This window comes from Corynebacterium sp. AOP40-4SA-5, assembly GCF_052377355.1.
In the GTDB taxonomy this organism is placed as follows: Bacteria; Actinomycetota; Actinomycetes; order Mycobacteriales; family Mycobacteriaceae; genus Corynebacterium.
This window is the reverse complement of record NZ_JBQSWS010000011.1, coordinates 56,889-69,098: the sequence shown is the minus strand read 5'-3', so window position 1 is coordinate 69,098 and position 12,210 is coordinate 56,889. Positions and strand designations below refer to the sequence as shown.

Here is a 12,210-nt window from a genome sequence, read left to right as displayed (position 1 = left end):
GACTCCTTTCACTTTCCCCCACTCTGGCACAGAACCGTCGTCGGGGGTGGGAGTGGGGAATCTAGCCGAAGCGCCCGGAGATGTAGTCCTCGGTCTCCTTGCGCTCCGGGCTCTCGAAGATCTTCTTCGTCGGCCCGACCTCCACCAGCTTGCCGGGCTTACCCGTGGCCTCCAGGGAGTAGAACGCGGTCTGGTCGGACACGCGCGCAGCCTGCTGCATGTTGTGCGTGACGATCACGATGGTGAACTCCTCCTTCAGCTCGTGGATGAGGTCCTCCACCGCCAGCGTCGAGATCGGGTCCAGTGCCGAGCACGGCTCGTCCATGAGCAGCACCTCCGGCTCCACGGCGATCGCCCGGGCGATGCACAGTCGCTGCTGCTGACCGCCAGAGAGCCCGCCGCCGGGCTTGTCGAGGCGGTCCTTGACCTCCTCCCACAGGTTCGCCGAGCGCAGGGACTTCTCGGCGACCTCGCGCAGCTTCTTCTTGTTCTTCTCGCCGGCGAGCTTGAGCCCGGCGATCACGTTCTCCTCGATGGACATCGTGGGGAACGGGTTGGCCTTCTGGAACACCATGCCGATGGTGTTGCGCACGCCGACGGGGTCGATGTTGCGGCCGTAGATGTTCTCGCCGTCCAACAGGACGTCGCCCTCCACGTAGGCGCCCGGGATGACCTCGTGCATACGGTTGAGCGTGCGCAGGACGGTGGACTTGCCACAACCGGACGGGCCGATGAAGGCCGTCACGGAGCGCGGCGGAACCTCCAGGTTGACGTCCTTCACCGCGTGGAAGTCCCCGTAGTAGATGTTCACGTCGTGCAGGTCGAGGCGTTTGGCCATGGTCTGTTTCCTTAGCTGGTTTTCTGGCTGGTCTCTAGCTGGACTTGATCGAGAACTTGTTGGAGATGAACCGCGCCCCGATGTTCAGTGCGCCGATGAGGACCACGAGGGTCAGGGCCGCGCCCCACAGTCGAAGCAGCACCTCGTCGCTGGCCTGCAGCTTGTACATCTCCAGCATGAACAGGGGCAGCGAACTCTGGTTGCCGTCGAAGACGTTCCAGTTGATCACCGGGGTCGCGCCGACGAGGATCAGCACGGGGGCGGACTCACCCATCACGCGGGCCACGGCGAGCATCACGCCGGTGACGATGCCGGACAGGGCGGTGGGTAGCACGATGCGCACGATCGTCTTCCACTTGGGCACGCCCAGGGCGTAGGCCGCCTCACGCAGGTCCATCGGCACGATGCGCAGCATCTCCTCGGTGTTGCGCACGATCACCGGCACCATCAGCAGCACCAGCGACAGCGACACGGCGAAGCCCGAGCGCTCGAAGCCGAACATGGTGATCCACAGGGCGTAGACGAACAGGGCCGCCACGATGGAGGGCACACCGGTGAGGATGTCGACCATGAACGTGGTGGTGCGTCCCAGCCAGCCGCCACGGGAGTACTCCACGAGGTAGACGGCGGTGAAGATGCCGACGGGCACGGAGATCACGGTGGTCACCGCGACCTGGGTCAGCGTGCCGATCACGGCGTGCACGATGCCGCCGCCGGCGACGTTGGAGAGCTGGCCGAACATGTCGTAGATCCACCAGTCCACGCTGAGCAGGGCGGGGATGCCGCGCTGCACGAGCACGAACAGGACCCACACCAGCGGGAGGATCGCCAGGCCCATGGTCGCGTAGATGACCACGGTGGCCAGGACGTTGCGGGCCTTACGGCCGGTGGAGATGTCGGTGAAGCCGCTCGGCGCCAGTGCGGAGTGCGGGCGGTTGTCGAGCTCGGTGGGGTCAGTGGGCACAGACGTGGCCATCGCAGTCGTCCTTTCCGCTACTTGGTGTTGTTGACCAGCGACCGGGCGGCGGCGTTGACCAGGAAGGTCAGCACGAACAGCACCAGTCCGGCGGCGATGTAGGCGCCGGCCTTGAGGTCGTCGTTGAATTCGGGGGCTGCGTTGGCGATGGCGGTGGCGAAGGTCGTGCCGCCGTCCATCAACGATCCGCGGAAGCCGGGGGCCGAGGCGATGACCATGTACAGCGCCATCGTCTCACCGAGCGCGCGGCCCAGGCCGAGCATCGCGCCGGAGATGTAGCCGGACCTGCCGAACGGCAGGACGGTCATGCGCACCACCTCCCAGCGCGTCGCGCCGAGGGCGAGTGCCGCCTCGATCTGACCCCGCGGGGTCTGGACGAACACCTCGCGCGCCGTGGCGGCGATGATCGGCAGGATCATGATCGCCAGGACGATGCCACCGGTGAAGATGTTGCGGCTGGTCGAGAACGCCGGTGAGGTGCCCTGCTCCCAGTTGAAGAGGATGAACCCGCCGGCCCAGCCGGTGAGCCACTCGTAGAACCCGCCGAGGGCCGGGCCGAGCACCTGCATGCCCCAGATGCCGAAGACGATGGACGGCACCGCGGCGAGCAGGTCGATGACGAATCCCAGCGGCCGCACCGCCCGCTTCGGGCAGTAGTTCGACAGGAACACGGCGATGCCCAGGGCGACGGGCATGGCGATCAGCAGTGCCAGCACCGAGACCATCACGGTGGTGAAGAACATGTTCGGGATCCCGAACTGCATCCACCCGCCCTCGTTGGTGCTGTGGTTCAGGTCCCAGCGGTCACCGTAGGTGAAGAAGCTGAGGAACCCGTCGCGTTCCCGCGACAGCGCGGGGATCGCCTGCAGCAGCAGGAACAGTCCGATGGCGCCGATGATCACGGTGATCAGCGCGGCGGCACCGGTCGACAGCGTCTCGAAGACGCGGTCCCCGGTGCGCTTCACCGCACCGTCGGAACCGCGGCGGGACGCGCCGGATGCGCCGGCGGCACCGTCAGTGCCGGACGTGCCGGACGCCGCGGCGTCCTGCGTCGTGCCGTCCTGCCCGCCGTCTGCCGCCACGGGCGTCTCGGGGTCCGTCTCGGGGTGGGAGTTGGTCATGCTACTGCAGCGCGTCCACGGCGGTCTCGAGCTTCTCCTTGAAGGAACCGCTCAGCGGGATGTAGCCGGACTCCTCGAGCTGGTCGTTCTGGTTGTCGAGGATGGTGTGCAGGAAGTCCTTGACCTTGGCGGCGGTGTCCTCGTCGTAGCCGGCGGAGCAGACGATCTCGTAGGTCGTCAGCGCCAGCGGGTACGCGCCCTCCTCCTTCATGGAGAACAGGGCCTCGGAGTCCACGACCAGGTCGTTGCCCTCACCGGAGAAGGCGACCTCGTCGAGGGCCTTGTTCACGGTCTCGGCGTTGAGCTCGGTCGGGCCGGCACCGAAGTCGAGGTTGGCGATGCCCAGGTCGTTGGCGGTGGCGAAACCGGACTCCACGTAGGTGATCGAGCCGTTGGTGGCCTTGACCTGGTCGGCCACACCGGAGGAACCCTGCGCACCGGAACCGACGCGGGTCGGGAAGGTCTTGCCCTCGTCCTCCCACAGGCCGTCGGTGGCGGTCTTCAGGAAGGACTGGAAGTTGTCGGAGGTGCCGGACTCCTCGGCGCGGTAGAGCACGTCGATCGGCATGTCGGGCAGGTCCACGCCCTCGTTCTCGGCGGCGATGGCCTCGTCGTTCCAGTTGCGGATGTCGCCCTTGAAGATCTTGGCGACGGTCTCCACCGACAGGTTCAGGTCGTCGACACCGTCGAGGTGGAAGGCCACCGCGACCGGGCCGACGACCATCGGCAGGTGCCAGGCGGGGTTGTCCTCGCAGCGCTCCGCGGCGGCCGCGGCCTGCTCCTCGTCGAGGGCGGAGTCGGAACCGCCGAAGTCGACCTGGTCGGCGATGAACTGCTTCTGGCCCGCGCCGGAACCGGTGGCGTTGTACGCCAGCACGGCACCGGGGACGGCGGAGGAGTAGGCGACGCCGAACTGCTCCATCGCCTTCTGCTGGGAGCTGGCTCCCTCTCCGCGGAGCTCGCCCTGGGTGTCGGAGAGCTCGTAGGAGCTGTCGGTCGAGGCACCGTCCCCGTCACCGGAGTTGGAGTTCGAGCAACCGGTGAGGACGAGCGAGCCGGCGGCGACGGTCGCTGCCGCAGCGGTCAGGGTGCGGCGGCGGGAGGTCGAGATCTTCACAGTGGGTAGTCCTTACACATGCGTTGTGGGTTGACGACGCACCGTACGTTAGCCACCGGTGGTGGACGTGAGACACCCTGGAGGTGAACGGAAGATGAATATATTCACGGCGGATGTGAGCCGCCGCCGCACCCCAGCTACACCATGCCGCGGTAGACCACGTCGCGGTGCACGACCTCGAAACCGAGACGGCGGTAGGTCGCCACGGCCGGGGCGTTGTCGCCCTCTACGTACAGGTCAACGGCCTGCGCTCCCCCGTCGATCAGGTACCCCACCCCGACCAGGGTCACCGGGCCGCCGAGCCCACGGCCACGGGCGGCGTCCGCCAGACACACCACGTACACCTCGCCGTGGGGGTCGCCGTCCGGACGTTTCGTCCAGTGGAACCCCAGGCACTCCTCCCCGTCGAAGAGGAAGAGGACGCCGGCGGGGTCGAACCAGTCCGCCTCCCGGGCCTCGTCGAGCGCGCCCTGGTCCCAGCCGCCCTGCTCCGGGTGCCAGGCGAAGGCCTCGTTGTTGACGCGCAGCCACTCGGTGTCGACGTGCCCGGCACCGAAGGCCTCGGCCGCCGCAGTGTAGTCCAGGACCTGAAGACCCTCCTCCCCGACGGTGGCGAGCGCCTCGTCGCGCCCGGCGAGCAACGCCTCACGGCGCTCGGCACCAGAGCAGTCGACCGACATCTTCAGCAGTTCACGGGTGGTCCGTGCACCCCGCCCGTCGGCGAACCCCTTCGCCGACTCCAGGTCGCCGTGCGACCAGACGCTGAGCTGAAGCTCCACGTCGATGTGCCGGGCGATCTCGCGCAGCATGCCCGTCGCCACGCCGCGCCGGCGCACGTCCGGACGCACCGCCAGCTCGGCGACGTAGGACGAGTTGACGGAGACCACGCCGACGACCGTGTTCTCCCCGCCGTCCCCGCCGGCGACCTCGGCGACGAGGTGGCGATAACCCTCCGTCCCGTCCAGCGAGCGCAGGAACGCCTCGCTGTAGGCGGGCACACCGTCGGCGTCCTCCACCGCGGCGAGCAGTGCGTCGATGCCCTCGCGCAGCGGTGCGTCCTGCCCCGGGACGAACTCGCGGTGTACGGGGTCCACCCTGCCTGTGTCCGGTGTCTGGTCGGTCTCGTTCGTGCTCATCGTCGTCCTCTCCTCGGACTGTTTCGGGGCTGTTTCGGGGCTGTCTCAGGCCCCATCCAGTTCCACTGCCTTGTAGCCCACGTTACGCACCGTGGCGATGACCTTCTCGTACTCGTGGCCGAGCTTGGCGCGCAGGCGACGCACGTGCACGTCCACCGTGCGGGTGCCGCCGAAGTAGTCGTAGCCCCACACGTCCTGCAGCAGCTGCTCGCGGCTGAACACCCTGCCGGCGTGCTTGACCAGGAAGTACAGCAGCTCGAACTCCTTGTACGTCAGGTCCAGCGGGCGACCCTCCACCCGGGCGACGTAGGTGACCTCGTCGACTATCAGCCCGCCGATCGTGGCGACCTGGCTGTCCTCGGCCTCCTCGACGGGCACCGGACGGCGGGTCATCAGCATGCGCAGGCGGGCGTCGACCTCGGTGGGCGTGGCGGAAGGGAGGAGGAAGTCGTCCACCGCCCAGGAGCCGTCCAGCGCGATCACGCTGGTCTCCTCGATGGCCACGGACACCGGCAGCGTGGGGTACGCCGCGGCGACGGAACGGCACAGGTCGCGGGCGCCGAGCAGGTTGGCGCCGGTGACGTCGATCATCACGACCTCCGCGCCGCTGATCTCCTTCACCGAGGACGGTGCGGGACGCAGGATGACCACCTCGTGGGACAGCAGTGCCAGCGACGGAAGCACCTCTGAAACGTCGTCCTTGTCAGAGAGCACGGTCAGTTTCAAGGCCGTCGTCCTTCCTTCGGTGTGACTTCGCCGGGACCGTTGCGTCCCGGCACCGTCACCACTTTACACCGGCCGGACCTGCATAATCTCGGTGACCGACCACCGCAACAGCCTCGAAACGAATCCGTAACATTTCGCACATTCGGCCCCACCCCCGCCACTTTGTATGCTGGGGCGGTGACCGAGACCACCGAAACCCCCGCCTCAGGACGAGACGACGGCCAGGACGCAGGACAGGACGCAGGACGCAGCGAGCGCCGTCAGGGTCGTCAGGGTCGCAGCCCGCGCCGCCGCGCGGTCACCGTCCTGCTCGTCGTGGTCGCCGTCCTCGCCGCCACCGTGGGCGCGGCCGTCGTCGCCGACAGCCTGGTCGCCGCGCGGGTGGAGAAGAGGATCTCCGACCGCATCTTCGAGGAGGCGAACCTGGCCACCCCGCCGCACGTGCAGGTGACCGGGACGCCCTACCTCGCGGCCGTGTTCACCCACGAGGTGCCGTCGATCCAGGTGGAGTCCACCGACGTGGAGATCCCCGGCTTCGGCCGTGTCACCGTGTCGTCGTCCGCCACGAAGATCACCCTCGGCAAGGACGCGGTGCTCTCCGGCGACTTCACCGACGCCCCCGCCCGCGAGGTGTTCACCCGTGTGCAGATGGACACCGTGGAACTCGGCGAGCGCATGGGCATCGACGACCTCGGACTGGCCTCGCAGGACAACTCCTCGCCCACCGGCGGCTGGGAGACCGAGGGCTACCTCTCCGGCACCCCCGACGGGCTGTCCGAGGAGGACTCGGGACGTTACGAGGTGGGTGTCCGCCTGCGCGTGTGGCAGGGCGACGTGTACCTCAGCCCCACCGAGATCACCGACACCCCGCACTCCACCGCGCCGGAGGATCTCGACGACGAGCTGACCGAGCAGGTCCTCGACGCCTTCACCCTGGAGATGCCCGGGGAGAACCTGCCGTTCCGCAGCCCGCCGCGGCGCGTGTACACCGCCGGCGGCACCCTGTTCATCGAGGCGGAGCAGAACTACACGCGGGTGAGCGTGGCCGACCTGGCGCCGAGCTCCGGCCCGTTGGACGAGGACGAGCAGGCCGGACTGTAGTTCCCCCGCTCCAGATCCCCGCTCCGCTTCCGGTCCCGCCGCGGGCGGACCGGTACGCTGTCACACATGACTAGCGAGAACCCCATCTCCGGTAACGAGGCCGTCGCCCGCGCGGAGGAACAGTCCAAGCAGACCGCCGGACGCAACATCCCCACCCTCGGTGACCTGCCCGTCGCCGAGGACACCGCCAACCTGCGTCAGGGCCCGAACCTGCACGACGGGCTGTTGGCTCTGCTGCCGCTGGTCGGCGTGTGGCGTGGCGAGGGCCACGCCTCCCCCGTCGGCGGCTCCGAGGACTACGCCTTCGGCCAGCAGATCGTGTTCGCCCACGACGGCGAGAACTACATCAGCTACAGCTCCCGCATCTGGCGGCTCGACGACGACGGCGAGGCCACCGGCCAGGACATCCGGGAGACCGGTTTCCTGCGCATCAGCGACAACGACGACATCGAGTTCCTCACCGTGCACAGCACCGGTGTGGTCGAGGTGATGTACGGCCGCCCGCGCAACGAGCGCGCCTGGCAGCTGGAGAGCGCCTCCACGCTGGCCTCGGAGACCGGCCCGCGCAACTTCGGCCCCGGCAAGCGCCTCTACGGCCTGATGCCGAACAACAACCTCGGCTGGGTCGACGAGCGCGCCGAGAACGGTGGCAGCGGGGAACTTACCCCGTGGATGTCCGCCGAGCTCAGCCGCGTGATCGGTTAATCACCGGGTCGCGGCCTCCACGGCGAGCGCCTCGACCTCGTCGGCCTGCTCCGGGCGCGGCAGCGACCGCCCGTCGATCTCGGTGACCCGGGCGTGGATGCGCACCGAGGACACCAGCCACACCCCGTCGGCCTCCCGCAGGTCCGCCACGGTAAGCGGCTCCTGTGCCACCTCCCAGCCACGCTCGCCGGCCAGCTCGAAGAGCGAGGCCTGGGTGGTGCCGGGCAGGACGCCGGCCTGCTGGGTCGGCGTCACCATCCTGCGCCCCGTCACCGCGACGACGGTGGACGTGGGCCCCTCCAGGACGCGGTCGTCGTCGCCGTTGAAGATCACGTCGTCCAGTCCCTGGGACGCCGCATGGCGCAACGCGGCCATGTTCATCGCGTAGGACAGCGTCTTCGCCCCGACCAACGCCCACGGCGAGTCCTCGGAGACGCTCAGGCTGAAACCACGGTGCGCGGTCAACACCCGCACCCCGTCCCGCCGTTGACGTACCGCGGTGGCGGACTCCCCGCTGACCGTCACCCACCCGGTGACCTGACCGGTGGACTCACGGCCACGCGAGTACATCCACCGCAGGGCGGCCTCCCCGCCCCCCTGGTCCTCCCAGGAGGACAAGGCCATGTCGGTGGCCTGCAGCCACCGGTCGGTGTCCGGTGCGGGCAGGTCCAGCAGCGCCGCGCCACGCACGAAACGGTCAAGGTGCAGGTCCAGGTTGCGCACCCGCCCGGAGCGCACCATGAGGGTCTCGAAGATGCCGTCGCCGCGGCGTGCGGCGAGGTCGTCGAGGTGGATCACCGGCACCGTCGGGTCGATCAGCTGCGGCGGGGCGTCGGAGGCCGGACGCACGTCCACCGCCACGTCCTTTGTGTCGTCCATGGTGTTCTCTGTGGTGCTGTCGGCGCTCATGGCGACCAGTCTAGATGCCGCCTGCCAGACCGTGTGCCAGACCGTGTGCCTGACCGTGTGCCTGACCGTGTGCCTGACAAGGAGGGCACTTCGGTACTAGGGTGGGGTACGTGAGTCAGACGCACAGCCCCCTGGCCGACCACGTCCCAGGGGCAAGCACGGAAGACGGTTCAGGTCTCGACGCGCACCGGCCCCTCCTGGCGGCCACCGCGCGCCACTACGGAAGGCCACTGATCGAGCAGTCGACGGTGGACGAGGGAGACACCGGCCTCATCGACGGCTGGTCGCACACCGCCGTCCTGGTCACCGGGCCGGAGGCGGCCACCTGGCTGAACAACCTGATCTCCCAGAAGGTCGACGCGATCGGCGTCGGCCAGACCACCAACGGCCTGATACTGGACATCCAGGGACGCGTGGAGCACGCCTTCGGCATCGCCGCGGTGGACACCGACACCCTCCTGCTGGACGCCCCGGGCGACTCCGACCCCGCCGCCCTCGCCGACTTCCTGTCGAAGATGGTCTTCTGGGCACAGGTCGAGGTCACCACGCCGGAACTGGCCCTGATCAGTGTGGTCAACCCGGCGTCCTCCCCCGCCGCGCAGGCGGGCACCGGCGCGCCGGAGGGACTGGACGGCCTGGACGGCAGCGCCGCGTCCGGGGTCCGGTACTGGGCGACGCGTACCCTCGGCGGCCACGCGGTGACCGACCTGTGGGTCGACGTGTCGACCGTGACGCAGGTGTGGGACACCCTGGCGTCCACCGGTGCGCGCCCCGTCGGCGGCTGGGCGGCGGACGCCCTGCGCATCCGCGACCGCCGGCCGCTGCTCGGCGTCGACACAGACGAACGCCTCATCCCCCACGAAGTGCCCGGATACATCGGCGGCGACACCCCCAGCGCCCACAGCGCGACCCAACTCGCCCGCGCCGACGACGGGCCCACGTCCTCCGCCGTGCACCTGAACAAGGGCTGCTACCGCGGGCAGGAGACGGTGTCACGCGTGCACAACCTCGGCCGCCCGCCGCGCCAGCTCGTGGTGCTGCAGCTCGACGGCTCCGGCCACTCCCTGCCAGAGGTCGGTGCGGCGGTCACCGCCGGCGGGCGCAGCGTGGGACGCATCGGGCTGACCGTGCAGGACGCCGAGGAGGGTCCGGTGGCCCTGGCGCTGGTGAAACGCCAGGTCATCGAGAAACTCGCGGCCGACCGGGAGTCCGGGGAGAACAAGACCCCGGCATTGAGTGTGGACGGGGTGGACGCGGCCGTGGACCCCGACGACATCGTCGTCGACAACACGGTCCGGCCCGGCCGCGCGGCCGTGAACAAGCTGAAGGGAAAAATCTGACCGGCGTTCACCTGCGATGACGATGCTGACGGGCAATTCAGGGCGGGTCTGTTTCTGACAACTGCGCCCTCACCCGCTATGGTGGGGACAGAACAGAATCACTGAAAGATGCGAGAGCAGCTCAAATCCCTGGCTGCTCCATTGACAACCCGAGGGGGTCAGGCCATGGGTCGCGGCCGTGCCAAGGCAAAGCAAACCAAGGTTGCCCGTCAGCTCAAGTACAGCTCTCCAGACATGGATCTCGAGAGTCTCCAGCGTGAGCTGTCCACTGAGAGTGGGCATTCCACCGAGGACGATTACGAGGAGTGGGACGACTGGAGCGCCGAGGAGGACGAAGGCCGCTGACGGTCATCTCCGTCCCCTCCCCGCAGTGAACGCCGGTGCCCGGGCCCGGTCCACGTCATGAACCGATGACGTGGACGGGCCCGGTCGCCGGTTTTCGCGTGCCCTAGATAGACAAGCACCGGACAAGCACCGGACAAGCGTCAGGGGCCAAGATCGAGCGTGGGATGTTTGAACCCGATGATTCAACCATCCCACGCTCGATCTTGGCCCCTCTGGCTGCGGCGCTTAGGTGCGGGCGCGGGCGCTTAGGTGCGCGGGTGCTCCCCCACGAGCTCGGCACGCACGGCGGCACCGTTCTCCGAGCCGTCCTCGGCGGCCAGGCGGACGTGGCCGAGCTTCCAGGCGTCGATGTGGCGGGCGGTGAGCATCGCCAGGGCGCGCTCCGCATCGTCCTCACCGACGACGGCGACCATGCCGACTCCCATGTTGAAGGTCTTCTCCATCTCCTCCTGCGACACCTTGCCCAGCTGGGCGATGGTGCGGAAGACCGGCGCCGGCTCCCAGGACCCACGGTTGAGCTCGGCGACGAGGCCCTCCGGGATCACGCGGGCCAGGTTCGCCGCCAGGCCACCACCGGTGACGTGGGAGTAGGTGTGCACGTCGCACTCCGAGGCGAGCGCCAGGCAGTCGAGCGCGTAGATCTTCGTCGGCTCCAGCAGCTCCTCGCCGAGGGTGCGTCCGAAGTCGGACACGTAGCCGTCCAGCGCCAGGCCGGCCTTCTCCAGCAGGACGTGGCGCGCCAGGCTGTAGCCGTTGGAGTGCAGGCCGGAGCTGGCCATGCCGATGACCACGTCGCCGTGACGCACGCGGTCCGGGCCGAGCAGCTTGGCCTCCTCGACCACGCCGACGGCGGTAGCGGAGACATCGTACTCGCCCGGCTCCATCAGGCCCGGGTGCTCGGCGGTCTCGCCGCCGAGCAGGGCGCAGCCGGCGTCGATGCAACCGGCGGCGATGCCGGAGACGATCTCGGCGACGTGCTCGGGCACGACCTTGCCGATGGCGATGTAGTCCTGCAGGAACAGCGGCTCCGCGCCGCAGACGACCAGGTCGTCGACGACCATGGCCACCAGGTCACGTCCGATGGTGTCGTGCTTGTCCATCGCCTGCGCCACCGCAAGCTTCGTGCCGACTCCGTCGGACCCGGAGGCCAGCAGCGGCTTCTCGTAGTCCCCCAGGGCGAACAGGCCGGCGAAGCCGCCGAGACCTCCCCTGACCTCGGGTCGGGTCGCCTTCTTGGCGATGGGTGCGAACAGCTCGACGGCGCGGTCGCCGGCCTCGATGTCCACGCCGGCGGCCGCGTAGCTCGCGCCTCCGGAACTGTCGCGGGGATCGGTCTGGTCTGTCAAAGTAATTCGCCTTCACTCGCGGTGATCGTCGTGCAGGAAGTTCTTGCGTTGAACCGAACCCAGCCTACCCGGTGCCACCAGCGACCGACGTACTCAGACACCCCGGACGACCGGCAGCCAGTGCGATACGTCACCCGCGTGAGCCCCGGACACCTCCGCGCCCGCGGCCACGGCACCGTCCAGGTCGATGAGACCGCCGGCCAGACGCAGCCAGGTGAGCGCATCGCACTGCACCACGTTCGGCGGCGTCCCCCGCCGGTGCACCGACCCCTCGACGCACTGCGCCGCCGCGAACGGCGGCACCCTGACCTCGACACTGTGCCCCGGGGCGTCCTGCTCGAGCTGGGCGACGCTCAGCCGCACGGCGGCGGCGACGACGCTGCGCGACGGGCGCGGGACGTCCTGCGGGTCACGTGCCCACGGCCACACCTCCACCATCGCGGAGCGCAGCGCTGCGGGGTCTGTCGTCTTCGTCGGCCTCGGTGACATGCCCCCGATGATACGGGGAGTGCACGGGGATGGAATGCGGCACTGGCGGGGACTGTAGTAT

Annotated in this window: 13 protein-coding genes; 4 read left to right on the top strand and 9 right to left on the bottom strand. The window is 68.9% G+C overall.

What is annotated here, in order from left to right; translation table 11 throughout:
• Positions 1–61: 61 nt before the first annotated feature.
• The 6 genes from pstB to ACT3S3_RS08555 form a co-directional block, all read right to left on the bottom strand.
• Entirely contained in the window at positions 62–838 is a 777-nt protein-coding gene (gene pstB, locus ACT3S3_RS08580; protein WP_301442854.1) for a phosphate ABC transporter ATP-binding protein PstB, read from the bottom strand.
• A gap of 34 nt (positions 839–872) precedes the next feature.
• Positions 873–1,814, bottom strand: coding sequence for a phosphate ABC transporter permease PstA (pstA, locus tag ACT3S3_RS08575; protein ID WP_301442853.1), 942 nt, complete (start codon positions 1,812–1,814; stop codon positions 873–875).
• Between the two features lie 17 nt (positions 1,815–1,831).
• Positions 1,832–2,935 carry a phosphate ABC transporter permease subunit PstC gene (gene pstC / locus ACT3S3_RS08570; protein ID WP_301442852.1) on the bottom strand — a complete coding sequence of 368 codons (1,104 nt, stop codon included), beginning with the start codon at positions 2,933–2,935 and terminating at the stop codon, positions 1,832–1,834.
• Between the two features lies 1 nt (position 2,936).
• Positions 2,937–4,046 carry a phosphate ABC transporter substrate-binding protein PstS gene (gene pstS, locus ACT3S3_RS08565; RefSeq protein ID WP_441578958.1) on the bottom strand — a complete coding sequence of 370 codons (1,110 nt, stop codon included), beginning with the start codon at positions 4,044–4,046 and terminating at the stop codon, positions 2,937–2,939.
• A gap of 143 nt (positions 4,047–4,189) precedes the next feature.
• Positions 4,190–5,188 (bottom strand): mycothiol synthase, encoded by a 999-nt coding sequence (gene mshD, locus ACT3S3_RS08560; RefSeq protein ID WP_301442850.1) that lies wholly within the window; start codon positions 5,186–5,188, stop codon positions 4,190–4,192.
• Between the two features lie 45 nt (positions 5,189–5,233).
• Positions 5,234–5,914, bottom strand: coding sequence for a winged helix family transcriptional regulator (locus ACT3S3_RS08555; protein ID WP_301442849.1), 681 nt, complete (start codon positions 5,912–5,914; stop codon positions 5,234–5,236).
• A 177-nt stretch (positions 5,915–6,091) separates the two neighbouring features.
• Here ACT3S3_RS08555 and ACT3S3_RS08550 point away from each other — a divergent pair, with 177 nt between their 5' ends.
• A complete protein-coding gene (locus ACT3S3_RS08550; protein WP_301442848.1) occupies positions 6,092–7,015 on the top strand; it encodes an LmeA family phospholipid-binding protein in 924 nt (307 codons plus the stop codon).
• 66 nt (positions 7,016–7,081) lie between these two features.
• Positions 7,082–7,720: an FABP family protein gene (locus ACT3S3_RS08545; RefSeq protein ID WP_301442847.1), complete on the top strand. Its 639-nt coding sequence runs from the start codon at positions 7,082–7,084 to the stop codon at positions 7,718–7,720.
• On the opposite strand, the gene ACT3S3_RS08540 is transcribed toward ACT3S3_RS08545, so the two are convergent.
• Positions 7,721–8,629: an aminodeoxychorismate lyase gene (locus tag ACT3S3_RS08540; protein WP_441578953.1), complete on the bottom strand. Its 909-nt coding sequence runs from the start codon at positions 8,627–8,629 to the stop codon at positions 7,721–7,723. It abuts the gene before it with no gap.
• Between the two features lie 110 nt (positions 8,630–8,739).
• Between ACT3S3_RS08540 and ygfZ the strand changes: the two genes are divergently transcribed.
• Positions 8,740–9,969 (top strand): CAF17-like 4Fe-4S cluster assembly/insertion protein YgfZ, encoded by a 1,230-nt coding sequence (gene ygfZ, locus ACT3S3_RS08535; protein ID WP_301444274.1) that lies wholly within the window; start codon positions 8,740–8,742, stop codon positions 9,967–9,969.
• 165 nt (positions 9,970–10,134) lie between these two features.
• Positions 10,135–10,314 carry a DUF3073 domain-containing protein gene (locus ACT3S3_RS08530; protein ID WP_038553056.1) on the top strand — a complete coding sequence of 60 codons (180 nt, stop codon included), beginning with the start codon at positions 10,135–10,137 and terminating at the stop codon, positions 10,312–10,314.
• A gap of 245 nt (positions 10,315–10,559) precedes the next feature.
• Here the strand turns inward: ACT3S3_RS08530 and purM are convergent, their stop codons facing one another.
• Both purM and ACT3S3_RS08520 read right to left on the bottom strand, forming a co-directional pair.
• Entirely contained in the window at positions 10,560–11,660 is a 1,101-nt protein-coding gene (gene purM / locus ACT3S3_RS08525) for a phosphoribosylformylglycinamidine cyclo-ligase (protein ID WP_441578954.1), read from the bottom strand.
• A gap of 93 nt (positions 11,661–11,753) precedes the next feature.
• Positions 11,754–12,149, bottom strand: a complete 396-nt coding sequence (locus ACT3S3_RS08520) for a sterol carrier family protein (protein ID WP_301443713.1) — start codon at positions 12,147–12,149, stop codon at positions 11,754–11,756.
• Between the last annotated feature and the right edge of the window lie 61 nt (positions 12,150–12,210).

What these genes read in the sequence shown, in the direction of transcription:
- pstB (WP_301442854.1), bottom strand. Translation starts at nt 838, where the DNA reads ATGGCCAAACGCCTCGACCTGCACGACGTGAACATCTACTACGGGGAC.
- ACT3S3_RS08530 (WP_038553056.1), top strand. Translation starts at nt 10,135, where the DNA reads ATGGGTCGCGGCCGTGCCAAGGCAAAGCAAACCAAGGTTGCCCGTCAG.
- pstC (WP_301442852.1), bottom strand. Translation starts at nt 2,935, where the DNA reads ATGACCAACTCCCACCCCGAGACGGACCCCGAGACGCCCGTGGCGGCA.
- ACT3S3_RS08520 (WP_301443713.1), bottom strand. Translation starts at nt 12,149, where the DNA reads ATGTCACCGAGGCCGACGAAGACGACAGACCCCGCAGCGCTGCGCTCC.
- mshD (WP_301442850.1), bottom strand. Translation starts at nt 5,188, where the DNA reads ATGAGCACGAACGAGACCGACCAGACACCGGACACAGGCAGGGTGGAC.
- pstA (WP_301442853.1), bottom strand. Translation starts at nt 1,814, where the DNA reads ATGGCCACGTCTGTGCCCACTGACCCCACCGAGCTCGACAACCGCCCG.
- ACT3S3_RS08540 (WP_441578953.1), bottom strand. Translation starts at nt 8,629, where the DNA reads ATGAGCGCCGACAGCACCACAGAGAACACCATGGACGACACAAAGGAC.
- ACT3S3_RS08545 (WP_301442847.1), top strand. Translation starts at nt 7,082, where the DNA reads ATGACTAGCGAGAACCCCATCTCCGGTAACGAGGCCGTCGCCCGCGCG.